Origin of the sequence: Janthinobacterium sp. 64 (assembly GCF_002813325.1) — a bacterium.
Taxonomy (GTDB): domain Bacteria; phylum Pseudomonadota; class Gammaproteobacteria; order Burkholderiales; family Burkholderiaceae_D; genus Janthinobacterium.
In genome coordinates this window covers 2,230,435-2,254,236 of sequence record NZ_PHUG01000001.1, presented here as the reverse complement: position 1 = coordinate 2,254,236, position 23,802 = coordinate 2,230,435, and the positions used below count along the sequence as shown (strand labels likewise).

The window sequence follows — 23,802 nt, the reverse complement described above, 5'->3', positions numbered from 1 at the left end:
GGCCCGGCCGTGCTGGCCGGGCTTGAGTGCTGCTTTGCCTGTTGCCGATCAATTCCCGATGCAGCCGGGAGCCGCGTCAAACGTGCGCAGGCCGGCGCAGATCAGATCGACGGGCAGGTTCAAGGCCCAGGCGGCGGCCGCGACGGCCAGCACGCTGTCGACGTTGCCGGCCGTGGCCGGTTTCAGCAGATCCAGGCACAGCAAGACCGTTTCGATGCCGCCTTCGGCCAGCACGATGTGGTTGCCGCGCACAAACACGGCGCGCTGGCCGGCGGCCAGTTGCGCCGCGATGGCTGGCAAGCCGCCATCCTGCGCATACAGGGTCACCGTGCCGTCGCACAGTTCGGCCAGCTCCAGCACGTGCGCGTTGGCGGCGTTCAGCACGGCCACGCCCGTCGGCACCACCACGTCGACCTGGCTGCGCACGGCCTTGTACAGGCCCGCTTCGTCGAGCACGTCGAAATCCTTGACGCTATCGAGACTGCCCATGTCCGTGACGATGCCGACCTGGCATTTGTCATAGGCCAGGCCTTCGGCCAGGATCATGCGCGGATTGCTCTCGAACAGGGCCGTCTGCACGGTGCGGTTGAGCAGCAGGCGCTGGCCCGCGTCCCAGTTCACGCAATCGCTGCTGACGACACGGCGCTGGTCCAGGTACATGCCTTCGCTGCAGACGGCGCCCGTGTGCAGGCCCGACAGGTTGAGGAGTTTACACAGCATGCGCACGATCAGGCTGGCGCCGCGCGTGCCCGTCACGCCGATCAGCGGAATGCGGCCCGTTTCATCAAGCGCGAACAGGTGGTCGACGATGGCCGCGCCCACAGGGCGGGGTTGGCCCACGCCCGGCTTGATGTGCGCCAGCAGACCAGGGCTGGCATTGACTTCGATGATGGCGCCGCGCTGCTCTGCCAAAGGACGCGTGATGTCGGTGGTGACCAGGTCGATGCCGGCGATATCGAGGCCCACGACGCGCGCGGCCAGCAGGGCCGCATGCACGACGGACGGATGCACGTCGTCCGTGACGTCGATGGCCACGTTGCCGTTCGGCTGGATCAGCACTTTTTGGCCCGCTTGCGGCACGGACAGGGCGGTCATGCCCTGGCGCTGCAGTTCCAGCACGATTTCGCCCGATTCGTGCGGCTTGACGGTACCCAATGGAAAATCTTCGCCTTCGCCGCGGCGCGGATCCGTGTTGATCTGCGCGTTGACCAGTTCCAGCACGGTCGAGACGCCGTCGCCGTCGACCCACAAGGATTCGCCCTTGGCGGCCGCGATCAGCTTGTTGCCGACGACGAGCAGGCGGTGTTCGTCGCCCGTGATGAAGCTTTCCACCAGCACGGCCGAGCTGTCGCCCTTGCGCGCGGCCAGCTCGTAGGCGGCCTTCACGTCGCTTTCCGTCATCAGGTTCAGCGAGACGCCGCGGCCATGGTTGCCGTCATAGGGCTTGACGACGACGGGCACGCCGATGTCTTGCGCTTCTTCCCAGGCCGCTTCGGCGCTGCGCACCAGGCTGCCTTCAGGGACGCGCACGCCGCACGATTTGAGCAGGAATTTGGTCAGATCCTTGTCGCTGGCGATGCCTTCGGCAATCGCGCTGGTGCGGTCCGTTTCGGCCGTCCAGATGCGGCGCTGCGCGGCGCCATGGCCCAGTTGCACCAGGTTGCCGTCGTTCAGGCGCAGCGAAGGGATGCCGCGCTCGGTGGCCGCATCGACGATGCTGGCCGTGCTCGGACCCAGGCAGCGCGCATCGACCATGTCGCGCAGGGGCGCCAGGGCCGCTTCCAGGTCGTAGGCTTCATCGTTGATGGCGGCCATCAGCAGTGTGCGCGCGGCGGCCAGGGCGGCGCGGCCCACGTGCTCTTCGCGCGTGCGGAAAGCCATCTTGTAGACGCCGCGCTGGCTGGTCGAGCGCGTCTGGCCGAAGCCTGTGCGCATGCCTGCCAGGTTTTGCAGTTCCAATACGACGTGTTCGAGGATGTGGGCCGACCACGTGCCTTCGCGCAGGCGCTCGAAAAAGCCGCCCCGTTCGCCCACGCCGCAGCGGTGCTCGATCATGCCGGGCAGCCACGCCACCAGGCGCTCGTACAGGCCGGGCAGGGTATTGGATGGATAGTCTTCCAGTTCGCCGATGTCGACCCAGGCTTCAATCACCGGGCGGTAAGTCCAGATGTTGGGGCCGCGCAAGTGGGTGACGCGGGCAAATTCGATGTTCTTCTTCTTGATCATGTAAGTGGTTTCTTGATAACAAGCCAGGCGTCTGGGCGCCAGATACTTTATGGTGGCTCTACAGAGTCTTTTCAGGCTCGTGCTTGGTTCTTTATCCCGGGTATGCGCAGTGTGCCACTTTTAGCGGCCTCTTGTCGCGTTTGCTTCTCGTATTCTGCTGCTGTTGTCATTCTAATTGTTACTAAATGTTGCCTTACTTGTTATAAAGATACCGACTCCGGGCCAAGCTGGAGCATTTGCGCAACAGCGCGCTGTTGTATACTTGCCGCTGGTCGATGGCCGCTGATTTTTTTGCGCCGTTTTGCCATCATTTCTTACCGGCAGGCATCCATTCGATACAATACAGGAAATTGCCACTGGTGCATCCACCTCGCCATCGCGCAGTACACAAACATTGATCGGGCGTCTGCCCCATCCCCCAAATCCCGCCCTGAAGGGCTTGGCCTCGAGCCGGAGTATGCTTTACGATGACAACTGAACTGAGTGTTCCTGCAACAACTATTCCCCTCACCTCGCTGCCGGCGCCGGTAGCAGAAGCCTGGCTGGCGGAGGTGGAGAGCAACCTTTCTCCAGGGGAGAACGTTTTAAGTAGCGTTGAGGTTGACCTCGATGCGCGATTACGTTTCACAAAAGGCATAATTGTTGTCACTGAGAAGCGTTTGCTGGCCCGTTCACCGGGCGATACCGCCTGGAAAAGCTGGTCTTTCCGCCCCGGACTGCGCCTGACGCACCACGACCACGCCGGTGTCGGCCACCTGGAACTGTTCGACGACCACGGCCGCCTGGCCTCGTGGCGCTTCACCTTGGGCCAGAACCTGCATGCGATCCGCGTGCTGGAGCAGTTCGTCGAGCGCCTCGACAGCCACCTGACGGGCCAGCCCGTGCTGCAAGCGGAGCAGGAAGTGTGTCCGAGTTGCAAGGCGCCTCTGGAACCGGAGCAGGAAGAGTGCCCGATCTGCGCCAAGGTGCTGTACACGCCGCCATCGACCTGGACCCTGTTCCGCCTGTGGCGCTTCGCCCATCCCTACCGTGGCCAGCTGGCGCTGGGCTTCATGCTGATGCTGCTGAGTACCGCTGCGCACATGATCCCACCGTATCTGACGGCGCCACTGATGGACAATGTGCTGATCCCGTATCAGAACGGCAAGCATATCGACCCGTGGCTGGTGGTGTACTACATGAGCGGCTTGCTCGGTTCGGCCCTGCTGGCCTGGCTGCTGGGCTGGGGCAAGACATATGTGCTGGCCCTGGTGTCCGAACGCATGGGCGCCGACTTGCGCTCGGCCACGTATGAACACCTGATGAAGCTGTCGCTGGAATTTTTCGGCGGCAAGCGCACGGGCGACCTGATGGCGCGCATCGGCAGCGGCAGCGACCGCATCTGCGTCTTCCTGTCGCTGCATCTGCTCGATTTCGCGTCCGACGTGCTGATGATCATCATGACGGGTGTCATTCTGTGGTCGATGAATCCGTGGCTGGCCATCATGACCCTGGCGCCGCTGCCGTTCATCGCCTGGATGATCCACCTGGTGCGCGACCGCTTGCGCACGGGCTTTGAAAAGATCGACCGCGTGTGGAGCGAAGTGACCAACGTGCTGGCCGATACGATACCCGGCATCCGCGTGGTCAAAGCGTTCGCGCAGGAAAAACGCGAAGCGGCCCGCTTCCGCGACGCCAATGCGCACAACCTGGCCGTCAACGACAAGCTCAATAAAGTCTGGTCGCTGTTCTCGCCCACCGTCTCCTTCCTGACGGAGATGGGTTTGCTGGTCATCTGGTGCTTCGGCATCTGGCAATTGTCGCGCGGCGAAATCACCGTCGGCGTGCTGACCGCCTTCATCGCCTACAGCACGCGCTTCTATGGCCGCCTCGATTCGATGAGCCGCATCGTCTCCGTGACGCAGAAATCGGCATCGGCCGCCAAGCGCATCTTCGACATCCTCGACCACGTGTCGAGCGTGCCGGAACCGGCGCAACCGGTGAAGCTGGACAAGATCGAAGGCAGGATCGATTTGCGCGAAGTCGGTTTCCGCTATGGCAACCGGGCCGTCAACCGCGGCATCACCCTGAACATCAAGGCGGGCGAGATGATCGGCCTGGTGGGCCACAGCGGTTCGGGCAAGAGCACGCTGGTCAACCTGATCTGCCGCTTCTATGACGTGTCGGAAGGGGCGATTCTGCTCGACGGCGTAGACATCCGCTCGTTTGCCGTGTCCGACTACCGCCGCAACATCGGCCTGGTGCTGCAGGAGCCGTTCCTGTTCTTCGGCACCATCGCGGAAAATATCGCCTACGGCAAACCGCATGCGACGCGCCAGGAGATCATCGCCGCCGCGCGCGCCGCGCATGCGCACGAATTCATCCTGCGCCTGCCGCAAGGCTACGATTCGATGGTGGGCGAGCGTGGCCAGGGCTTGTCGGGCGGTGAGCGCCAGCGCATCTCGATCGCCCGCGCCCTGCTGATCGATCCGCGCATCCTGATCATGGATGAAGCCACATCGTCGGTCGATTCGGAAACGGAAAAAGAGATTCAAAAGGCGCTCGACAACCTGGTGCAGGGCCGCACGACGATCGCCATCGCGCACAGGCTGTCGACCTTGCACCGTGCCGACCGCCTGGTGGTGCTGGATCGCGGCCAGGTCGTCGAAGTGGGCAGCCACGACGAATTGATGGCGAAAGAGGGCGCCTATTTCCGCCTCTACGAAGCACAGGCGCGCAACAACGAACTCGCCCTGGATGACAAGGAATAAGCATGGCCAGTACAACTTTTACATTAAGCCGCGACCCCTTCGGCAAGCTGGTCATGACGGATGCGGACGGCCAGGTCTTTGAAGGCGTGGCGCCCGTGCGCGCCTTCCCCATCCAGTCGCCCGACGAAGGCATTTCGCTGGTGCTGGGCAATGGCAAGGAAGTGGCGTGGATCGAGCGCCTCGACGCCTTGCCGGAACCGGCGCGCAGCCTGCTGCAGGAAGAGCTGGAAGGGCGCGAGTTCATGCCCGAGATCGCGCGCGTGAAAAGCGTCTCCAGCTTCGCCACGCCATGCACCTGGCATGTCGATACGGACCGGGGCGAGACGCAATTCGTGCTGAAAGGCGAGGAAGACATCCGCCGCATCGGCGCCGCGTCGCTCTTGATCGCCGATAACCACGGCATTCACTTTTTGATACGCGACATGTTCAATATCGACAAGACGACGCGCAAGATACTCGACCGCTTCCTGTAAGGAACGCCCTGGAACGTGGCGCAGGGTCGCCGCTCATGCCGTTCAGCTTGCGCTGAGCGGCATTTTTTTGGCCTTGTGCTTTCCTTGTGGGTTGCCTCATTTGAGCTATACTATCGTCTTAAAGGAGGTGGCTATGGAACAACACATTGATGCTCCCGTCCCGGCTCAGCAAGCGAGGACGCTGTACGAAGGCATGGCGCTGTACGGTTTTGATACTGATGCGCGCATTGCGCTGATACGGCGGGGTATTCCAGCCTCGACGATCAGCCGCCTGTCCGCGCGCATGGGCATGAGCAAGGAATTCCTGTTGTCCAGCCTGGGGTTGTCGCGCGCCACCATCAGCCGCAAGGAAAAAGACGCCAGCTTGCTGTCGAAGGATGAATCGGAACGCGTGCTGGGGATTGAAACCCTGATCGGCATGGTGCAGGCGATGGTCGAGCAATCGGGCGATCCCGCCGGTTTTGACGCGGCGCGCTGGGTCTCCGATTGGCTGAGCAAACCGCTGCCTGCGCTGGCGGGGGCCACGCCGGCCAGCTATATGGACACCTTCGAGGGGCAAAAACTGGTGGCGGAATTGCTGTCCATGACGCAGAGCGGGGCCTATGCATGAATGTGCTCTGGCGTATTGCCGTCGAGACGCCAGCGTATGCCGCCAGTGACCTGAGCGGCACCGGCGCCAGGATCACGGGTGGCCGCTGGAACAGCAAGGGCGCGCCCGTCGTGTATTGCTCGACGAGTATCGCCCTGGCCACCCTGGAAACCGTGCATTACCTGCGCGGTGGCGGCTTGCCGTTCAACCGTTACCTGGTGCGTATCGCCATTCCCGATGGCGTGTGGAATGCGCGCCAGGTCCTCGATCCATTTCCCGGCGGCTGGGACGCCATACCGGCCGGCCTGGCGGGCAAGCGGGCCGGCGATGGCTGGATCGCAGCGGGAAAATCCGCCTTGCTGCTGGTGCCTTCCGTGATCGTGCCCGACGAATACAATGTCTTGCTCAACCCCCGCCATGCCGATGCCGCGGCGCTCACCGCCAGCACCGTCCGGCGGTGGAGCTACGACCCCCGCTTTTTCCCTTGACGCACGCTTACTGAAACGCCACTTCCGCAAAGCTGCGCAATTTGCGGCTGTGCAGCCGGTCCACGCCCTGGCGGCGCAGCAGTTCCACGGCGCGGATGCCGATGCGCAGGTGCTGGTCGACGCGTTCGCGGTAGAAGTGGTTGGCCATGCCGGGCAGCTTGATTTCGCCGTGCAGCGGTTTGTCGCTCACACATAGCAAGGTGCCGTAAGGGACGCGGAAACGGAAGCCGTTGGCGGCGATCGTCGCGCTTTCCATATCCAGCGCGATGGCGCGGCTCTGGCTGAAACGGCGCTCCGGCGTGCGCTGCGGCAGCAATTCCCAGTTGCGGTTATCGGTGCTGGCCACGGTCCCCGTGCGCATGATGTGCTTTAAATCATGCCCCGTCAGCTGGGTGATTTCCGCCACCGCCGTTTGCAGCGCTTGCTGGATTTCCGCCAGCGGCGGGATCGGCACCCACAGCGGCAAATCTTCGTCGAGCACGTGGTCTTCGCGCACATACGCATGCGCCAGCACGTAGTCGCCCAGGCTTTGCGTGGTGCGCAAGCCGGCGCAATGGCCGAGCATCAGCCAGGCGTGCGGGCGCAGCACGGCGATGTGGTCGGTAATGGTCTTGGCATTGGCCGGTCCCACGCCGATATTGACCATGGTGATGCCGCTGCCGTCCGCGCGCAGCAAATGGTAGGCGGGCATCTGCGGCAGGCGCGGCGGCGCGGCGCCCAGCGCATCGTCGCTCTCCACCGTCTGGCCGACCCGGCGCGTGACGACGTTGCCCGGTTCGACAAAGGCGATGTAGCCGTCGTCGTCCGAGGGCGCTTGCGCGTTGGGCGCGCGCTCCATCATGGCGTGGCCCAGGCGGATGAACTCGTCGATGTAGAACTGGTAATTGGTAAACAGGACGAAGTTCTGGAAATGCTGCGGCGAGGTGCCGCTGTAATGGCGCAGGCGCTGCAGCGAGTAATCGACGCGCGGCCCCGTGAACAGGGCCAGCGGCTGCGCTTCGCCATGCGCCGTTTCGTGCGTGCCGTTGGCGATGCCGTCGTCCATGGCCGACAGGTCGGGCAGGTCGAACAGGTCGCGCATGGCCAGGCGGCGGCCCGCATCCATATTGCCTTCGATATGGTCATGCTCGGCGAACGAGAAATGCACGGGGATGGGCTGGGCGCTCACGCCCACTTCCAGCTGCACCTTCTGGCCGCTGTTATGGTTTTTCAGCAGCAGGGTGAACTGGTCGAGGTAATAGTCGCCGAACAGGTCGGGGCGCGTCAGGGTGGTTTCAAACACGCCGGGACCGGCGACAAAGCCGTAGGCCAGCGGCGAGTCGGCGCGCGCCACGGTTTCCGTCTGGATGCGCACGAAGGGGTAGCAGGCGCGCACGCGCTCGTGCATGTCTTCGCCAGCGACAAAGCGCTGCAGCGCATCGCGCAAGTGTTCGATGCTGCTGCGGTAAATGGCTTGCACCTGTTCCAACGCCAGGCGTGGATCGTCGAAGCGGGAGGAGGCGATGAAGGGGGGCGTAAGCAAGCGGATTCTCCTTGTAGCGGTTCGTGCATACCATTGTAAGGCAGCAAGGCAACTCGCGTTGGACGCGTTTCTTGCCTGGCTGGGCCGCTTGACGGATTCAAATAGAATCTGTATTCTATTTGAATGGTCAGACTCGCCAAATTCAACGAAAACAACTTTATCGACAGCGCGATTGCCGTCGCCGCCCAATGCGGCGTGGGCGCCGTGTCGATGGCCGCCATCGCCGTCAAGGCTGGTGCCCCCATCGGTTCCGTGTATCACCGCTTCGATTCGCGCAACGCCATCCTGGCGCGCGCCTGGCTGCGCGTGAAAAGCGACTTCCGCGAGGAAGTGGCCAGCCGCTGGCTCGGCGGCGACACCTGGGCCGGCGTGCACGGCTTGCTGGACTGGTGCCGGCGCAAGCCCGTGTATGCGCGCTTCCTGCTGCAATGCGCGGACAGCCCCGATTTCAGCAGTGGCCTCAGCGAGCAATTGCTGGCCGCCGTGGAAGAGGAGCAGGCCGCGCTCGACGCCTGCTTTGTGCGCTGCGCCGAAGCCATGCCCGCCACCACGGAGCTGGACCTCGACCACATGCTGCTCAAATTCGTGCTGATCGACGCGCCCGTGGCCGTCGTCAAGCCTTACCTGACCCAGGAGCGGCCGATACCGGCCAGCGTCGACGCCATGCTGCGCGCCTCGCACGACGCCGTGCGCGGCTGGGCCGCCCACACTACCTCACACTAACAAAGAAAAGAATCCCCATGCGCTATTCCACCCAGCTTGAACACGGCAAGAAAATCCCCCTGCACGACGAAGAAGGTTTCATCGGCATGCGCGCGGCCGGCCGTATCGCCGCCGACACGCTCGACTACATCGCGCCTTTCGTCAAACCGGGCGTCTCGACGGCCAAGCTCGACGCCCTGTGCGAAGAATTCATGCGTGCCGCCGGTGCCATTCCGGGCACCATCGACTACCACGGCTACAAGCACGCCAGCTGCATCTCCGTCAATCACGTGGTCACGCACGGCATCCCGTCCGAGACCAAGATCCTCAAAGTGGGCGACATCCTCAACATCGACGTGACGCCGAAGTTCCAGGGCTGGTTCGGCGACACCAGCCGCACCTTCAAGGTGGGCGCCGTCTCCATCCTGGCCAACCGCCTCGTCAACACGGCGTATGACGCCATGATGGCCGGCATCCACACCGTGCGTCCGGGCGCGACCCTGGGCGACGTGGGCGCCGCCATCGAAGCGGTGGCCAAGGCGCAGGGCTTTTCCTCGGTGCGCGACTTCTGCGGCCATGGCGTGGGCCAGGTCTTCCACGACACGCCGCAAGTGCTGCATTACGGCCGCGCCGGCACGGGCATCGTGCTCGAACCGGGCATGATTTTCACGATTGAACCGATGCTCAACGTGGGCAGCTACCAGGTCAAGGTCTTGCCGGACAAATGGACGACGGTGACGAAGGACCGTTCGCTGTCGGCGCAGTTCGAGCACTCGCTGGCCGTGACGGAAACGGGCTTTGAAATCTTCACCCTGACCGGTTCGACCGAGCCGCTGGTCTGACGATGGATGGCGCCAGCCTGACGCAGCGCCTGCTGGAGCGGCACCGGCTCGACGCCGAAGACGCACTGCAGCAGGTGGCGCTGGCCGTGCTGCAGCAGGAGGGCATCCGCGATGACAGCGTGCTGCGCCTTGATCGCATCGCGGCCCTGGCGCCGCCCGTCGCCGGCATGGTGCTGCTGGCCGAGTGGCTGGCCTATGTGGACTGGGAGGGTTTTGACAGCGCCCTGTACGCGAATATCGACGCGGTGGCGGCGATCATCGCCGGTGCATTGGACCTGCCCGCGGTGGCCGCCAACTTGCTGCAGGCGCGCGACGCGACTGTGTTCGAGGCGCAGCGCCCCGCACTTGCCCCTGCGGCCCTGCTGTTCATCGAACGCCACATCGCGCTCTTCCCCGGATAGTGGCGCGCGTCTTACAATGGAGGCAAGCACTGTTGCCCCATTTTGAAGACTTCCGCATGAGCGATTTTCCCGAAGATATCTACACCGAGCCGTCCGCCGACGTGCACACCCTGAACAACCTGGGCCCCTTGACCGGCATGGCCGGCATCTGGACGGGCACGCGCGGCCTGGACGTCAAGCCGAAAGCGGACGGCCCGCGCAAGCAGGCCTTCGTCGAGCGCATCGAACTGCAGCCGATCGACCCCGTCACCAACGGCCCGCAACTGTTCTACGGCTTGCGCTACTACATCCACATCACCAAGCCGGACCAGGTCAAGACGTATCATGAGCAGGTCGGCTACTGGCTGTGGGAACCGGCCACGGGCGCCGTGATCCAGACCCTGGCCATCCCGCGCGGCCAGATCGCCATGGCGTCCGGCACGACGACGGCGGACGCCACCAGTTTCGAACTGGTGGCCAGGCGCGATTCGACGGCCTACGGCATCTGCTCGAACCCTTTCCTCGAACACGCGTTCACCACCGTCGAATACCGGATCAAGGTCGACATCCACGCCGATGGCACCTGGGGCTACGATGAAGACACGGTCATGCTCATTCGCGGCAAGGACGAGCCGTTCCACCACACGGACCGCAACCTGCTGACAAAAGTCGCCGAGCCGACGCCGAACCCGATGGCGCTGCAAGCGCTGCAGGCGTTGGCGGCAGCCGCTTAAGGTTTTCCCTGTGCGACGGCTTTAATGGCGCGCTCTTCGCCCATGGCGGCCGCGATCTTCCAGCGCTGCATGGCGCTGGCGCGGTCGGGGCGCGTCAAACCTGCGCCTTCCCAGTCCATCAGGCCCAGGTTGTAGATGTCGCCCGCGCTGCCCTTGTCGGCGGCCAGGGTGAACCATTTGCGCGCTTCCTTGTGGTTGACGGGGATCTGGTAGCCGCGCACGTGGTACAGGCCCAATAAGTGCATGGCTTGCGCATTGCCCTTGTTCGCGGCCTGTTTTAGCAAGTCGAGGCCGCGCGCCATGTTGCGCGGCTCTTGCCAGCCTTCGGCCAGCATCACGCCTTTCGCCGTCAGCGCATAGCTGTCGTTTTTCAGCAAGCCCTTGCCGACCAGGGGCTTGGCGGCCACCTGGCGCGCTGCGCGCTGCTGCGCCGTTGGCGCCGTGGCGGGTCCGGGCTTGCCTTCGCCCATCAGCAGCATCCAGCCATACAGGCCATACGCGCCGGCGTCGCCCTTGCCGACCAGGCTTTCCAGCATGGCCAGCGCCTGCACCTTGTCGCCATTTTCGTACAGCTTGACGGCTTTGGCGCTGCTCGCGTCCTGCGGCACGGCGGCTGGCGCATGGGGTGCGACGGGCGCCGACGCCATGGCCGTTTGCGGCGGCGCGGACACCGGGCGCACGCGCACGGGCAAGCCATAGCTGGCGGCCAGCACGGCCAGAGTGGCGGGCGCGAGGATCAGCACCTGCGCCAGCTGGTTGCGGCGGCCCTTGCCGGCGATGCCCATGGCGCGTTCGGCTTGCTGCTCGCCGCCCAGCGCCTCGCTCAGCACGGCTTTCACCTTGCGGTTGAACAGCCAGTAGCTGGCGCCCGTGACGAGCAGGCCCGCTACGGCGGCCGCACCGCGCCCGGCGAAGAACCAGGTGGCGATGGCGGCGGCCAGGGCGGCCAGCGCGCTTTTCCACCAGAATTGCTTGGCCAGCCGCGTGTAGACCTGGCGCAGCGCACCCAGCACGCAGGTGCGCACATTTTGCGCATACTCGGCCGAGACGACGTCGACGTGCGCGTGGTCGGTTACTCCGCTGAGCACCGATTCAATCACGTCCGCATTCAGTTCCGAGGCGGCCACGTCGCGCAGCGGCGTCAGCAAACCCTGCACATGGGCCGAGAACAGGCCGTCGTCGGCACTGCCGGCCAGCGCGTCGCTGAGCGCCTTGAGGTCGCCGCGCAGCAGCTTTTCCACGATGTCGTCCAGGGTCAGCCAGCGCAGGTCGGTGCCGTACGCCACCAGGTGGTGCTTTTCGGCGTTGCACGATGCGTCCAGGCGCACGATGCGCAGCTTGCCCCCGTACAGGGCGTCGACTTCCTGCGGCTGGTCTTCATTGTAAATGCTCACTTTCGCCAGGGCCAGGCTGCTGGCAATGGCCGCCAGTGAGTACACGCTCTCCTTGTCGCGGATGCGGCGCGCGTCGTCGGGCGCCTGCTTGGGCAGGCTGACGCTGTAGCCGGGCGCCACGTGCACGTCGACCCAGGCCGCCTTGCCGACCTTGCCGGAACCGTCGCACGGGTTGCAGCGCAAGTCGCCCACGCCGCTGCAAGTACGGCACGTGACCTTGCCGCTGGCGCGGCAGGTGCCGCAATTGATGCTGCCGGAACCGTGGCAGCTGTTGCACGTGACCTTGCCGTAGCTGCAATGGTAGCAATTTCGGTATTCGGTGCGGTACTGCGTGCGCGTTTCGCTGTGGTAGCTGGTGTGGGAGCTGCCGTTGCTGTAGGTGGTAGTGGGCACCTGCACCGTGATGTAATCGGTGACTTGCTCGGCCACCGTGCCGCTGCCGCTGCAATACGAGCACGACACCTTGCCGCTGCCGTAGCAGCCATACGCGTCGCAGCTGACGGTGCGCCCGCCGTGGCAGCTCCAGCAGGTTTCCGTGGTCAAGCCGTGGCAGGTGTGGCAGCTGATGCGGCCTTTGCCGGTGCAGTTGTTGCAGGTATCCAGGTGCCAATGCTTGACGGCGTGCGGCAGGTAGACGCCCGCCTCGATGCCTTTGTAGGCCTGGCCCGGCTGGCGCAAGGCATTGTCGAGCTTTGCCGCCGCGCGGCGCAGTCTTTCCTTTTCCTGCGCGTGAGCGAGCGCTCCCACCTCATGGGAGCCACAGCGGCAGTCATTGCCCGCCGGCGTGAAATAGCCATTGATGATGCGCTGTTCGAAGCGCGCTTCCAGCGCATAGTTCGCTTGCAGCGAAAACTCCTGCAGCACGTCTTCCTCTGCCAGCGGCGTAATGTCCTGCGGCTCGAAGCGCGTCTTGTCCTGCACCAGGGTGCGCAGCTTGCCCAGCACGGTGGGGATGTCTTCCTTGTCGAGGCGGAGGGGCGCTGGCGCCGTCGCGGCTGTCTCCGTCACCTGCGGCGCATCCTCGCTGCCTGGGGTTTCTTCATGGGCCGTTTCGGTGCTGGGGTTCATGCGCGTCCTTTTGCTCTCTGGAAAGATGTTTGAATTTTAGCATCCCCATATGACAAAGCATGACAAAGCGGACCCCCTTTGTCAGCGCAGGCCGCGGCGGAACTGGTCGGGCGTGCCGCCGCTCTGGCGGCGGAACATGGCGATGAAGGCGGACGCCGTGCTGTAGCCCAGTTCCAGCGCAATCGCCTGCACGGTGTCTCCCTGTTCCAGCAGGGGCAGGGCTGCCAGGAAACGCTGGCGCTGGCGCCATTCGCCGAACGGCATGCCCAGTTCGCGCTGGCAGCGGCGCGCCAGGGTGCGCTCGGTAACATGCAGTTGCACGGCCCACTGCGCCAGTGAGCGGTTACTGCCGGGCTCCGCCTGCAGGGCGGCCAGCAGCGCCGCGATGACGGGCTCGTCGCTGCCGGGCAGGTAGTTGCGGCTGCACGGCGCCAGCCGCAGCTGGTCCACCAGCACTTGCGCCAGGCGCTGGTCGGCTTCGGTGGCGGGCGTGGTGACGTTGCGCTCGGCAAAGTCGCCGAGTATGGCTTTGAGCAAGGGACTCAATACCAGCGCGCACGGCTGCGCTGGCAGCCCCTCGCACAGGCTGGCGTCGATGTAGGCCGAGTGAAACACGACATCCTGGCGGATATAGCCGTCATGCAGGGTCTCGGGCGGTATCCACACGGCGTACTGGGGCGGCGACAGATAACGCTGGCCCGCCACCGTGATTTCCATCACGCCCGTGGAGCAATACGTGAGCTGTCCCCAGGGATGGCTCTGGTAATCGAACTGCTGGTGCGCGTGATAATCGTCGAGGCGGAAATACACGGGATAGGGCAGGGCGTCGGAGACGGCAGGGAAATGCTGGTTGCTGGCCATGGTGCCTTTGTCCGGTTCTTCGCATCGTTTGTCCGATATGCATTATATCCATGGAATCGGACCGTGCGAAAATGGCAGTCTTGAATACTGGAGTTACTTGCATGAAAGCCAAGCATTATCTGTTTCCCGTGATCGCCGTGCTGATCTGGGCCATCAATACCATCGTCAGCAAGATGGCTGTCGGCGTGATCGACCCGGCCGCCATCTCGTTCTACCGCTGGCTGCTGGCCGGCGTGCTGCTGGCGCTCGTGTTTGCCCGCCCTGTATGGAAGCAGCGGTCCGTGGTGAAACCGTATCTGGGCAAACTGTTTGTGCTGGGCATGCTGGGCATGGTCATGTATCAATGCCTGGCCTACATCGCCGCGCAAACGACGACGGCGACGAACATGGGCATTCTGGCGTCGATGATGCCGCTGCTGGCCGTGGGCCTGTCCGTGCTGCTGCTGGGTGAGGCGCCGACGGTGGGCGGCGTGTTTGGCGGTATCGTGTCCTTGCTGGGACTCGGCTATCTGCTCAGCCATGGCGACCCGGCCGCCCTGCTGGCCCATGGCGCGGCCGTGGGCGACGCGCTGATGCTGCTGGCTTGCCTGTCGTATGCGGGTTACGGCGTGCTGCTCAAGCGCTGGAAGATTCCCATGAATAACTGGCATTCCTTGCTGATCCAGGTCTGGTGCGCCGTGCCCGTGCTGTTCGTGTACTACCTGAGCCAGTCCGCGCCGCCCGTCACCAGCGCCGGCTTGCCGCTGGTGCTGTTTGCCGGCATTCCCGCCTCGATCATCGCGCCGTTCTTGTGGATGCATGGCCTGGCCAAGCTGGGCCCGAGCCGCGCGACGACCTTGATGAATCTGCTGCCCGTGTTTACGGTGATCATCGCCATGCTGTTCCTCGGTGAAACCTTGCACAGCTACGATGTGATCGGCGGCGGCGTGACCTTGCTGGGCGTGCTGATGGTGCAAACCCTGAAACGCCCGTTGAGGCGCGCGCAAGCGTAGTATTTTTGCTATGCTGGCGCTTTGGATAAGGAGCCGCCATGCCTGACATCGATACTTTGTTGAGTGAACTGGAAGCATTCGGCAACACCAATGACGCGGCGCAGACGGAGCGCGCCAGCCGCATGCTCAACATCACGCGCGACACGGGCGAATTGCTGGCCATGCTGGTGCACGCGCGCGGCGCGCGGCGGGTGCTGGAAATCGGCACCTCGAACGGCTATTCCACCCTGTGGCTGGCGCGCGCCGTGCAGGCGCTGGGCGGCAAGGTGGTGACGGTGGAAAAGGCGCAGGACAAGTTCGACATGGCGCACGCCAACTTCGTGCGCGCGCAATTGCAAGGGGTGATAGGCCAGCTGCTGGCGGACGCGGGCGACGTGCTGCGCGATGCGGCGGACGGCGCCTACGATGTCATCTTCCTCGATTCCGCGCGCCAGCAATACGCCCTATGGTGGCCGCAGCTGGACCGCGCTCTGGCGGCCGGCGGCGTGCTGGTGGTTGACAACGCCAGTTCGCACTACGCGGATATGGCCGGCTTTATCGAAGCCATCCGCGCCGACAGCCGCTACACGACGTGCCTGGCCACCGTCGGCAAGGGCGAATTCATCGCCGTCAAGGCCGGCAACTGATGCTCAGATGTTCTTGCGCCAGCTGGCGCAGCAGGGGCAGGGCCGCATGGCCCGCATCGGTCTGCCAGGCCAGGCCGATGCCGGCAGCCAGTTCTTCACCTTCCAGCAAGGGCCGGTAGACCACGCCATCCATGCGCAGCGCGCGGAACGAGTCGGCCAGCAGGGCCATGCCCTTGCCGGCCGCCACATCGCCGAGCAGCACGTGGTGGTCCACCGCTTCACGCAGGAAATGCGGCGCGAAGCCATGCCGGCGAAACACTTGCTGGCAATGGTCGAAGAAGGCGGGCTGGCGTGCCCGTTCGAACCAGTAGACGGATTCCATCGAAATGTCGGCCAGGCTGAGCTTGCGCTTTTTCGCCAGCCGGTGGCCTGCGGGCAGGGCCAGCATCATGGGCTGGCGCGCCAGCGGCTGCACGGCCAGTTCGAACGTGGCGCTGGGTAGCGCGAGCAGGGCCGCATCGAGCTGGCCCTTGCGCACGCTAGCCACCAGGCGCGGCGACGGTGCCGCCGTCAGTTCCAGGCGGACCTTGCCCAGTTGCGTTTCCAGCGCCGCGAGCAGCGGACGGAACAGGCCGGCCGCCACGGAGCTCGTCAGGCCCAGGCGCAGGCGCGCGGGCGCGCTGTCTTGCCGCAGCGATTGCTGTGCCATCTCCAGCAAATCGAGAATGTGCAGCGCCTGCGGCAGCAAGGTGCGGCCCGCCTGCGTCAGGGCCACGCCTTGCGTGTCGCGTTCGAACAATCGTGTACCCAGCTTGTCTTCCAGCGTCTTGATGGCGCGCGACAAGGGCGGCTGGGTCATGTGCAATTGCTCCGCCGCCTGGCGGAAATTCAGGCAGCGGGCGACGGCGCAAAACAGGGTCAAGGCGTGGGTGTCAAGGGCTCTCATACCATAAAGGTATCACGAAATCGGGCATTCCCTTGCCTGGCTGCTCGGTCCAGACTGGCTCCATCGCGTTAACAACTGAGGAGAGCAGCATGCAACAACGACGCATCGGCCATAGCGGCCTGACCAGCTCGGCACTGGGCCTGGGCTGCATGGGCATGTCGGAATTTTATGGCGCCACGGACGAGGCGCAATCGCTGGCCACGCTGGAAGCTGCCCTGGCGGCGGGCGTGACCCTGTTCGACACGGCCGACGCCTACGGCTTTGGCCACAACGAGCAATTGCTGGGCCGTTTCCTGGCGCGCCACAGGGGCCTGGCCCTGGTCGCCACCAAGTGCGGCCTGGCGCGCGAGGCGGGCAGCTATGCGCGCCGCGTCGACAATTCCCCCGCCTACATCCGCCAGGCGTGCGACGCGTCGCTGGCGCGCCTGGGCGTGGAAAGCATCGACCTGTTTTACCTGCACCGGCTGAACCTGGACACGCCACTGGAAGAGTCGATGGGGGCGCTGGCGCAACTGCGGCAAGAAGGAAAAATTCGCGCCGTGGGCCTGTGCGAAGTGAGCGCCGCTACCTTGCGGCGCGCGGCGGCCATCTGCCCCGTGGCGGCCGTGCAGAGCGAATATTCGCTATGGACGCGCGAGCCGGAGCAGGGCGTGCTGGCCGCCTGCCGCGACGTGGGCGCCAGTTTCTTTGCCTACAGCCCGCTGGGGCGCGGTTTCCTGACGGGCGCCATCGCCGATGCGGCCAGTCTCGATGCGGGCGATTTCCGCCACTTCAATCCCCGCTTCGCGGCCGACAACCTGGCGCGCAACCAGGCCATCGTCGCGCAAGTGCGGGACCTGGCGCGCGCAAAAGGCTGCACGCCGGCCCAGCTGGCGCTGGCCTGGCTGCTGGCGCAAGGCGACGACATCATCCCCATTCCCGGCACCAAGCGCATCGCGTATTTGCACGACAACCTCGGCGCGCTGGCCGTGCAGCTGGACGGGGCGGAACTGGCGGCGATGAATGCGGCCTTTCCCTTGGGCATGGCGGCGGGGGCGCGTTATACGGACGAGGGCATGAAGGGCGTGGATGCGTGAAAAAAACGCGCGAGCGTACGCCAGCGTACCTAACTGACACTTTCTCTGCGCGATAATTGCCGGTGATCTGCTAGCATTTGGCAGGTTGTACCGTGTTTAACGGTCAGGTATCCGATGAGGTGGATGTTGTTAGATGACGATATTTTCGATATAGAACTGAAGTTATTGCTTGAGGGAATACTGCTGCGCTATCAGCACGATTTCCGCGATTATTCCGTGGCGTCGCTGCGCCGGCGCATGCGCCAGGCCATGGAGCGCTTCGGCTGCGCCAGCCTGTCGCAACTGCAGGACCGCATCTTGCACGAGCCCGCCATGTTCGCGCAGATGCTGCAGTTTTTCACGGTGCAGGTGAGCGAGATGTTCCGCGACCCCGCCTACTTCCGCGCCTTGCGCGAAAAAGTCGTGCCCGTTCTGCACACCTATCCCTCCATCAAGATCTGGGTGGCCGGTTGCAGCAGCGGCGAAGAGGTGTGGTCGCTGGCCATCTTGCTGGAAGAGGAAGGCTTGCTGGAGCGCAGCATGATTTATGCGACCGACATCAATGTCGAGGCGCTGGCCGCTGCCGAAGCGGGCATCTATTCAGTCGAGCGCATCGCCCAGTTCAGCGAAAACTACCAGCTGGCGGGCGGCAAGCGTTCGCTGTCCGACTATTACACGGCCGCCTACAAGGGCGCCATCTTTGACCGGCGCCTGCGGCGCCAGTTCGTCTTCGCCGACCATAGCCTGGCGACGGACAGCGTGTTTTCGGAGGTGCACATGGTTTCCTGCCGTAACGTCATGATTTACTTCAATAAAGACTTGCAAGATCGCAGCCTGGGACTGTTCCACGAAGCGCTGGTGAACCGGGGCTTCCTGGGCCTGGGCATGAAGGAAAGCCTGCATTTCAGCCGCCACTGCGCCAGCTTCAATGAGCTGTGCCCGGCTGAAAAAATCTTCCAGCGTGCCTGACATGCTGCCGACCTGCGACGTGGCGCCGCCGCCCCTTGGCCTGCGCCTGATCGCCATCGGCGCCTCGGCCGGCGGCGTGGAAGCGCTGGGCACCGTGCTGCGCGCCTTGCCCGACACCTGCGGCGCAAGCGTGGTGGTGGTGCTGCATCTGGCGCCGGGCCGTTCCAGCCGTTTGCCGCAGCTGTATGCGGCGCGCTGCGCGCTGCCCTTGCGCGAAGCGCAGGACAAGGAACCGCTGCAAGGTGGCACCGTGTATTTCGCGCCGCCCGACTACCACCTGCAAGTCGAACCCGATGGCTGTTTTTCCCTGTCGCAGGAAGAACCCGTGTATTTTTCGCGCCCGTCCATCGATGTCCTGCTGGAAACGGCAGCCCTGGCTTACCGGCGCGCCATGCTGGCCATCATCCTGACGGGCGCTTCGGCCGATGGCGCGGCGGGCCTGGCGCGCGTGCGGCAACTGGGCGGCAGCGCCTGGGTGCAAGATCCGCAACGGGCCAGTTGTGGCATCATGCCGGCCGCCGCGCTCAAGCGGGCCGGCGCCGACCGCGTGCTCGATTTGCCGCAGATGGCAGCCAGCCTGGCATTGCTGGGCGCTGACGAACACAAGTGAATGGGAGTGGGGCAGTGCGTGTAATATATGTGAGAATTGAAACAATGTTGATGTTCATATCGAAACACGATGGCATCTTGCCGTTGCGATGCCTGAAGATGATTCCGTGACCGCTCCTATCCATATCCTCGTCGTTGACGACATCGCGCAAAACCTGGTCGCCGCCGAAGCCGTGCTGGCGCGGCCCGGTATTGTGATCCTGAAAGCAAGTTCGGGCGCGCAAGCGCTGGAATTGCTGTTGACGCATGAAGTCGCCCTGGCCCTGATCGACGTGCAAATGCCGCAGATGGACGGTTTTGAATTGGCCGAACTGATACGCGGCAGCGAACGCACGCGCGGCATCCCCTTGATTTTCCTCACGGCCGCGTCGCGCGAACCGAGCTACAGCTTCCGTGGCTACGAGGCGGGCGCCGTCGATTTCCTCTACAAGCCCATCGACGTGAAAGCCTTGCAAAGCAAGGTGGCGGTGCTGGTGCAGCTGTACCAGCAAAAGCGCGAATTGTCGGCCCAGCTCGACGAGCTCAAGCACGCGCTGCACCTCAATGAACTGTTCACGGCCGTGCTGGGCCACGACTTGCGCACGCCCCTGTCGGTGGTGATGAACGGCGCCATGCTGTTGCCGATGATGAGCGACCACCCGAAGGTGATCGTCACGGCGCAGCGCATCGAAAGCAGCGCCAAGCGCATGGCGCGCATGGTCGACCAGTTGCTGGACCTGGCGCGCATCCGTTCCGGCACGATGGAGTTGCGCAGCAGCACGCACGACTACCTGGCGCTGGTGCGCGCCATCGTCGAGGAATTCGAGACGGCCGGCCAGGTCCCGCTGGTCGAAGTCAGCAGTGTCGGCGAGCTGCACGGGCAATGCGATGCGGGCTTGCTGTCGCAAGTCATCTCGAATCTGTTAAGCAATGCCCTCACGCATGGCGAGGCGGGCACGCCCGTGCAACTGGCCCTGGACGGACGCGCCGCCGACTGCATTGCGTTGCGCATTGCCAATCGTGGCGTGATTCCTGCCGCCTTGCTGCCGACCCTGTTCGAGCCGTTTCAGCAAGCGGGCGAGAAGCGCCGGACGGGTCAGGGGCTGGGGCTGGGGCTGTACACGGTGAACATGTTCGTCAAGGCCCACGGCGGTACGGTCGAGCTCAGTTCCACGGCCACGCAGGGCACGCTGGTGACGGTGCGCATCCCGCGCCAGTGCCAGGTGCGCGTGCAAGCGGGACTGGCCACATGAGCGCGCCAGCCTGGCCGCGCGGCGGCGGCAGCATGGGCGAACTGGTGCGCCAGCGCGACTGGTCCGCCACCAGCCTGGGCGCACTCGAAGGCTGGCCCGCCCATTTGCGTACCAGTGTCGACATCATGCTCCATTCGCCGATGGCGATGGTGCTGATGTGGGGTCCGCAGCACGTCATGATTTACAACGACGATTACATCCAGATCGCCGGGGCGCGCCATCCGGCGGCGCTGGGCGGCACGGTGCCCGCCGTCTGGCCCGAAATCTGGGACTGGAACGCGCGCATCCTCGAAGCGGGACTGCGCGGCGAAACGCAGGTACACCGCGAGTGCTGTTTGCCGCTGTTGCGTGATGGAAAACCGACGGATGTTTGCTTCGACCTGTTTTATGCGCCCGTGCATGGCGCCGACGGCCAGGTCGATGGCGTGTTGTGCACGGCGCTGGAATTGACGGCGCGCATGGAAGAGGGGCGCCAGCTGAAGCTGGCCACGGCTGAGCTGGGTGAACTCAACACCACCTTGCAGGCCGAGAGCGAGGCCGTGCGCGCGGCCAACCGCCGCCTGGGCGAGGAGCGCGCGCTGCTGCGCGCCCTGTTCCAGCAGGCACCGAGCTTCATGGCCATGCTGCGTGGTCCGCAGCACGTGTTCGAACTGGCCAATGAGCATTATCTGCGCCTGGTGGGGCACCGCGATATGCTGGGCAAGACAGTCGAAGCGGCCTTGCCTGAAGTCAAGGAGCAAGGCTTCATCGCATTGCTCGACCAGGTCTACCGCACGGGCGAGCCCTTCGAAGGGCGCCAGATGAAGGTGGATTTGCAGACGGCGGATGGGCAGACGGGCCTGCGCCAGATCGATTTCGTGTACCAGCCCATCAAGGATGACGAGGGCGTGGTCACGGGCATCCTCGTCGAAGGCATCGACGTCACCGAGCGCATGGACGGCGAGGAGCGTTTGCGCCTGGCCCAGCAGGCGGGCGGTATCGGCACCTTCGAATGGTTCCCCGAGACGGGCGCGATGCTGGTGTCGCCCACCTTCCGCCGCCTGTGGGGCATTGCCGACGAGGTGGAGGTGACGGAACGCCTGCTGGTGAGCCTGGTCGATGCGCGCGACCAGCAAAAGGTCGGACCGAGCAAGCTGGACCTGACGCCCAATCCCCTCGAATACGTGGAATACCGCATCCGCCGTCCTGCCGACGGCGCGCTGCGCTGGATCGCGCGCCAGGGCGAGGTGGTGGCCGGCCGCGTGCCGGGCCAGCGCCGTTACGTGGGCGTGTCGTTCGACGTGACGGAGCGGCGCCAGATCGAGGATGAACTGAACGCCAGCCAGGAACGCATGGCGGCCATTTTCGGCCAGGCCTCCGTGGGCTTGTCCGAGCTGGGCCTCGATGGCCGTTTCCAGAGGGTCAACGGGGCCCTGTGCTGCATGCTGGGCCGCTCGGCCGAAGAGCTGCTGAGCCTAAACATGAACGACATCATGCATCCGGCGGATGTGCCCGGCAACAGCGTACTGTTCCGGCGCCTGGTGGAAACGGGCGAGTCGTTCTCGCTGGAAAAGCGCTACCTGAAACCCGATGGCTCGCAAGTGTGGGTGTCGAGCAATGTCAGCCGCCTGGTCGATGAGCAGGGTCATACGCGTTCCCTGATCGCCGTCAAGACGGACATCACGGACCGGCGCCGCGTGGAAAAAGCGCTGCATGAATTGAACGAAACGCTGGAACACCGTGTCGAACAGGAAGTCGGTGAGCGCACCAAGGCCGAAGACGCCTTGCGCCAGGCGCAAAAGATGGAAGCCGTGGGCCAGCTGACAGGGGGGATCGCGCACGATTTTAATAATGTGCTGCAAATCATTTCCGGTAATTTGCATTTGTTGCATCATCTGGCGGGCACGGATGGCTTGATGCGCCAGCGCCTGGACACGGCGATTGCCGCCGTCGAGCGGGGTGCCAAGTTGTCGTCGCATCTGCTGGCGTTTGCGCGGCGCCAGCCGCTGCAACCGGTAGTGGCCGACCTGGCGCGCGTGGTGCGCAACATGGATGCGCTGCTGCGGCGCGCTCTGGGCGAAGCGATCGACATCGTGCTGGTGGGCGGCGGCGGGCTGTGGAATACCCTGGTCGACCGCAGCCAGATCGAGAACGTCATTCTCAATCTGGCCATCAATGCGCGCGACGCCATGGATGGCGTGGGCAAGCTGACCATCGAACTGGGCAATGTCGTGCTCGACGAGCAGTATGTGCATAATCTGGTCGACGTGCCGGCGGGCCAGTACGTGATGCTGTCGGTGACGGACACGGGCCGCGGCATGAGCGGCCCCGTGCTGCAGCGCGCGTTCGAGCCGTTTTTCACGACGAAGCCGGAAGGCGCGGGCACGGGCCTGGGCCTGTCGATGGCGTATGGTTTCGTCACGCAAAGCCGCGGCCATATCCGCATTTACAGTGAACCTGGCGTGGGCACGGGAGTCAAAATCTATTTGCCCCGTTCCCTGATGGCCGAAGCGGACGAGGAACTGGAATTGAGCGGCGTCGTCACGGGCGGCACGGAAACCGTGCTGGTGGTGGAAGACGACGTGGGCGTGCGCACCACCGTGGTTGATATGCTCGGCGCGCTCGGCTATACGGTGCTGAAAGCCGAAGATGGCGAAAGCGCGCTCGCCGTGCTGCACAGTGGCGCGCAGATCGACTTGCTGTTTACGGACGTGATCATGCCAGGCCCCGTCAGCAGCACGGAGATGGCGCGCCAGGCGCGCGAATTGCAGCCCGATATCGCCGTCTTGTTTACGTCGGGCTACGCGCAGGATGTGATCGTGCACGAGGGCAGGCTCGACGCGGGAGTGGAATTGCTCAGCAAGCCGTACCGGCGCGAAGAGCTGGCGCGCAAGCTGCGCCATGTGCTGGCCAACCGCCAGCAGCAAATGCGCGCGCGCCAGTTTGAGCGGTCCGGCGCGCCGGTGGCTGGCGCTCCGGCAAGCGGCACCATGGCGGCCAGCATACTGGCGAGCGGTACGCCGGGGCTGGACTTGACGGGCCATGCGCCAACACCGCAGGGTGACATGCCGACATCGATGAAGATACTCGTAGTGGAAGATAATCTCGATTCCCAGCTGATGGTATGCGAACTGGTGGGCATGCTGGGCCACACGGTCAGCGGCGTGTCCGATGGCGAGGCGGCGTGGAAATTGCTCAATGAGCAAGACTTCGATATTTTGTTTACCGATGTCAGCCTGCCCGGCATGTCTGGCATCGCGCTGGCACGCATGGTGCTGCGCGAGAAACCGGACATGCGCATCATCTTTTCCACGGGCTATGGCAAGGAATCGATGGATGAACTGGGCTTTTCCGCCAGTGTCTTGCGCAAGCCCTATGATTTGACAGAGTTGCAAGCAGCACTCGACCAACCCTGACGGGCACGC

20 protein-coding genes are annotated in these 23,802 nt (G+C 64.3%); 15 read left to right on the top strand and 5 right to left on the bottom strand.

Going from position 1 to position 23,802, the window contains the following annotated elements:
* Positions 1-48: 48 nt before the first annotated feature.
* Positions 49-2,226 (bottom strand): cyanophycin synthetase, encoded by a 2,178-nt coding sequence (locus tag CLU91_RS09895; protein WP_100874012.1) that lies wholly within the window; start codon positions 2,224-2,226, stop codon positions 49-51.
* Between the two features lie 467 nt (positions 2,227-2,693).
* On the opposite strand from CLU91_RS09895, the gene CLU91_RS09890 reads away from it, so the two are divergent.
* From CLU91_RS09890 to CLU91_RS09875, 4 genes are all read left to right on the top strand, one after another.
* Positions 2,694-4,976: a cyanophycin metabolism-associated ABC transporter gene (locus tag CLU91_RS09890; RefSeq protein WP_232730693.1), complete on the top strand. Its 2,283-nt coding sequence runs from the start codon at positions 2,694-2,696 to the stop codon at positions 4,974-4,976.
* A gap of 2 nt (positions 4,977-4,978) precedes the next feature.
* Complete coding sequence (locus CLU91_RS09885; RefSeq protein WP_100874011.1) at positions 4,979-5,449, top strand: cyanophycin metabolism-associated DUF1854 family protein; 471 nt, start codon at positions 4,979-4,981, stop codon at positions 5,447-5,449.
* Between the two features lie 133 nt (positions 5,450-5,582).
* Complete coding sequence (locus tag CLU91_RS09880; protein ID WP_232730692.1) at positions 5,583-6,059, top strand: antitoxin Xre-like helix-turn-helix domain-containing protein; 477 nt, start codon at positions 5,583-5,585, stop codon at positions 6,057-6,059.
* A complete protein-coding gene (locus CLU91_RS09875; RefSeq protein ID WP_100874010.1) occupies positions 6,056-6,526 on the top strand; it encodes an RES family NAD+ phosphorylase in 471 nt (156 codons plus the stop codon). The genes CLU91_RS09880 and CLU91_RS09875 overlap by 4 nt, the downstream gene beginning before the upstream one ends.
* Before the next feature lie 7 nt (positions 6,527-6,533).
* Here CLU91_RS09875 and CLU91_RS09870 read toward each other — a convergent pair whose 3' ends face one another.
* The gene (locus CLU91_RS09870) at positions 6,534-8,048 is read right to left on the bottom strand and encodes an AMP nucleosidase (RefSeq protein ID WP_100874009.1); all 1,515 of its coding nucleotides are present in this window, start codon (positions 8,046-8,048) and stop codon (positions 6,534-6,536) included.
* Between the two features lie 123 nt (positions 8,049-8,171).
* Between CLU91_RS09870 and CLU91_RS09865 the strand changes: the two genes are divergently transcribed.
* The 4 genes from CLU91_RS09865 to CLU91_RS09850 are packed head-to-tail and all read left to right on the top strand — an operon-like array spanning position 8,172 to position 10,706.
* Positions 8,172-8,771, top strand: coding sequence for a TetR/AcrR family transcriptional regulator (locus tag CLU91_RS09865; protein WP_100874008.1), 600 nt, complete (start codon positions 8,172-8,174; stop codon positions 8,769-8,771).
* A 17-nt stretch (positions 8,772-8,788) separates the two neighbouring features.
* The gene (gene map / locus CLU91_RS09860) at positions 8,789-9,592 is read left to right on the top strand and encodes a type I methionyl aminopeptidase (RefSeq protein WP_100874007.1); all 804 of its coding nucleotides are present in this window, start codon (positions 8,789-8,791) and stop codon (positions 9,590-9,592) included.
* Positions 9,593-9,594: 2 nt separating this feature from the next.
* Positions 9,595-9,993 carry a hypothetical protein gene (locus CLU91_RS09855; RefSeq protein WP_100874006.1) on the top strand — a complete coding sequence of 133 codons (399 nt, stop codon included), beginning with the start codon at positions 9,595-9,597 and terminating at the stop codon, positions 9,991-9,993.
* Positions 9,994-10,049: 56 nt separating this feature from the next.
* Positions 10,050-10,706 carry an FABP family protein gene (locus CLU91_RS09850; protein WP_100876666.1) on the top strand — a complete coding sequence of 219 codons (657 nt, stop codon included), beginning with the start codon at positions 10,050-10,052 and terminating at the stop codon, positions 10,704-10,706.
* Here the strand turns inward: CLU91_RS09850 and CLU91_RS09845 are convergent.
* Both CLU91_RS09845 and CLU91_RS09840 read right to left on the bottom strand, forming a co-directional pair.
* Positions 10,703-13,168 (bottom strand): tetratricopeptide repeat protein, encoded by a 2,466-nt coding sequence (locus CLU91_RS09845; protein WP_100874005.1) that lies wholly within the window; start codon positions 13,166-13,168, stop codon positions 10,703-10,705. The two genes, CLU91_RS09850 and CLU91_RS09845, sit on opposite strands and share 4 nt — an antisense overlap.
* Positions 13,169-13,249: 81 nt before the next feature.
* Entirely contained in the window at positions 13,250-14,029 is a 780-nt protein-coding gene (locus CLU91_RS09840) for an AraC family transcriptional regulator (protein ID WP_100874004.1), read from the bottom strand.
* Between the two features lie 101 nt (positions 14,030-14,130).
* Here CLU91_RS09840 and CLU91_RS09835 point away from each other — a divergent pair, with 101 nt between their 5' ends.
* Both CLU91_RS09835 and CLU91_RS09830 read left to right on the top strand, forming a co-directional pair.
* Positions 14,131-15,021 carry a DMT family transporter gene (locus CLU91_RS09835; RefSeq protein WP_100874003.1) on the top strand — a complete coding sequence of 297 codons (891 nt, stop codon included), beginning with the start codon at positions 14,131-14,133 and terminating at the stop codon, positions 15,019-15,021.
* Positions 15,022-15,059: 38 nt separating this feature from the next.
* Positions 15,060-15,647 carry an O-methyltransferase gene (locus tag CLU91_RS09830; protein ID WP_100874002.1) on the top strand — a complete coding sequence of 196 codons (588 nt, stop codon included), beginning with the start codon at positions 15,060-15,062 and terminating at the stop codon, positions 15,645-15,647.
* On the opposite strand, the gene CLU91_RS09825 is transcribed toward CLU91_RS09830, so the two are convergent.
* The gene (locus CLU91_RS09825; RefSeq protein ID WP_198521294.1) at positions 15,631-16,533 is read right to left on the bottom strand and encodes a LysR family transcriptional regulator; all 903 of its coding nucleotides are present in this window, start codon (positions 16,531-16,533) and stop codon (positions 15,631-15,633) included. The two genes, CLU91_RS09830 and CLU91_RS09825, sit on opposite strands and share 17 nt — an antisense overlap.
* Positions 16,534-16,622: 89 nt before the next feature.
* Between CLU91_RS09825 and CLU91_RS09820 the strand changes: the two genes are divergently transcribed.
* From CLU91_RS09820 to CLU91_RS09800, 5 genes are all read left to right on the top strand, one after another.
* Positions 16,623-17,609, top strand: coding sequence for an aldo/keto reductase (locus tag CLU91_RS09820; RefSeq protein WP_100874000.1), 987 nt, complete (start codon positions 16,623-16,625; stop codon positions 17,607-17,609).
* A gap of 123 nt (positions 17,610-17,732) precedes the next feature.
* Positions 17,733-18,557: a CheR family methyltransferase gene (locus tag CLU91_RS09815; RefSeq protein WP_198521293.1), complete on the top strand. Its 825-nt coding sequence runs from the start codon at positions 17,733-17,735 to the stop codon at positions 18,555-18,557.
* Position 18,558: 1 nt separating this feature from the next.
* Positions 18,559-19,167 (top strand): chemotaxis protein CheB, encoded by a 609-nt coding sequence (locus tag CLU91_RS09810; protein ID WP_100873999.1) that lies wholly within the window; start codon positions 18,559-18,561, stop codon positions 19,165-19,167.
* Between the two features lie 106 nt (positions 19,168-19,273).
* Positions 19,274-20,398 (top strand): hybrid sensor histidine kinase/response regulator, encoded by a 1,125-nt coding sequence (locus CLU91_RS09805; RefSeq protein WP_100876664.1) that lies wholly within the window; start codon positions 19,274-19,276, stop codon positions 20,396-20,398.
* Positions 20,395-23,793, top strand: a complete 3,399-nt coding sequence (locus CLU91_RS09800; RefSeq protein WP_100873998.1) for a hybrid sensor histidine kinase/response regulator — start codon at positions 20,395-20,397, stop codon at positions 23,791-23,793. The genes CLU91_RS09805 and CLU91_RS09800 overlap by 4 nt, the downstream gene beginning before the upstream one ends.
* Positions 23,794-23,802 lie beyond the last annotated feature (9 nt).

Bases quoted from the DNA above. Each gene is read 5' to 3' on its own strand.
- CLU91_RS09885 (WP_100874011.1), top strand. From the start codon at position 4,979: ATGGCCAGTACAACTTTTACATTAAGCCGCGACCCCTTCGGCAAGCTG.
- CLU91_RS09800 (WP_100873998.1), top strand. From the start codon at position 20,395: ATGAGCGCGCCAGCCTGGCCGCGCGGCGGCGGCAGCATGGGCGAACTG.
- CLU91_RS09880 (WP_232730692.1), top strand. From the start codon at position 5,583: ATGGAACAACACATTGATGCTCCCGTCCCGGCTCAGCAAGCGAGGACG.
- CLU91_RS09810 (WP_100873999.1), top strand. From the start codon at position 18,559: ATGCTGCCGACCTGCGACGTGGCGCCGCCGCCCCTTGGCCTGCGCCTG.
- CLU91_RS09875 (WP_100874010.1), top strand. From the start codon at position 6,056: ATGAATGTGCTCTGGCGTATTGCCGTCGAGACGCCAGCGTATGCCGCC.
- CLU91_RS09830 (WP_100874002.1), top strand. From the start codon at position 15,060: ATGCCTGACATCGATACTTTGTTGAGTGAACTGGAAGCATTCGGCAAC.
- CLU91_RS09850 (WP_100876666.1), top strand. From the start codon at position 10,050: ATGAGCGATTTTCCCGAAGATATCTACACCGAGCCGTCCGCCGACGTG.
- CLU91_RS09890 (WP_232730693.1), top strand. From the start codon at position 2,694: ATGACAACTGAACTGAGTGTTCCTGCAACAACTATTCCCCTCACCTCG.
- CLU91_RS09865 (WP_100874008.1), top strand. From the start codon at position 8,172: ATGGTCAGACTCGCCAAATTCAACGAAAACAACTTTATCGACAGCGCG.
- CLU91_RS09855 (WP_100874006.1), top strand. From the start codon at position 9,595: ATGGATGGCGCCAGCCTGACGCAGCGCCTGCTGGAGCGGCACCGGCTC.
- CLU91_RS09895 (WP_100874012.1), bottom strand. From the start codon at position 2,226: ATGATCAAGAAGAAGAACATCGAATTTGCCCGCGTCACCCACTTGCGC.
- CLU91_RS09825 (WP_198521294.1), bottom strand. From the start codon at position 16,533: ATGAGAGCCCTTGACACCCACGCCTTGACCCTGTTTTGCGCCGTCGCC.
- CLU91_RS09845 (WP_100874005.1), bottom strand. From the start codon at position 13,168: ATGAACCCCAGCACCGAAACGGCCCATGAAGAAACCCCAGGCAGCGAG.
- map (WP_100874007.1), top strand. From the start codon at position 8,789: ATGCGCTATTCCACCCAGCTTGAACACGGCAAGAAAATCCCCCTGCAC.
- CLU91_RS09820 (WP_100874000.1), top strand. From the start codon at position 16,623: ATGCAACAACGACGCATCGGCCATAGCGGCCTGACCAGCTCGGCACTG.
- CLU91_RS09835 (WP_100874003.1), top strand. From the start codon at position 14,131: ATGAAAGCCAAGCATTATCTGTTTCCCGTGATCGCCGTGCTGATCTGG.
- CLU91_RS09815 (WP_198521293.1), top strand. From the start codon at position 17,733: ATGTTGTTAGATGACGATATTTTCGATATAGAACTGAAGTTATTGCTT.
- CLU91_RS09840 (WP_100874004.1), bottom strand. From the start codon at position 14,029: ATGGCCAGCAACCAGCATTTCCCTGCCGTCTCCGACGCCCTGCCCTAT.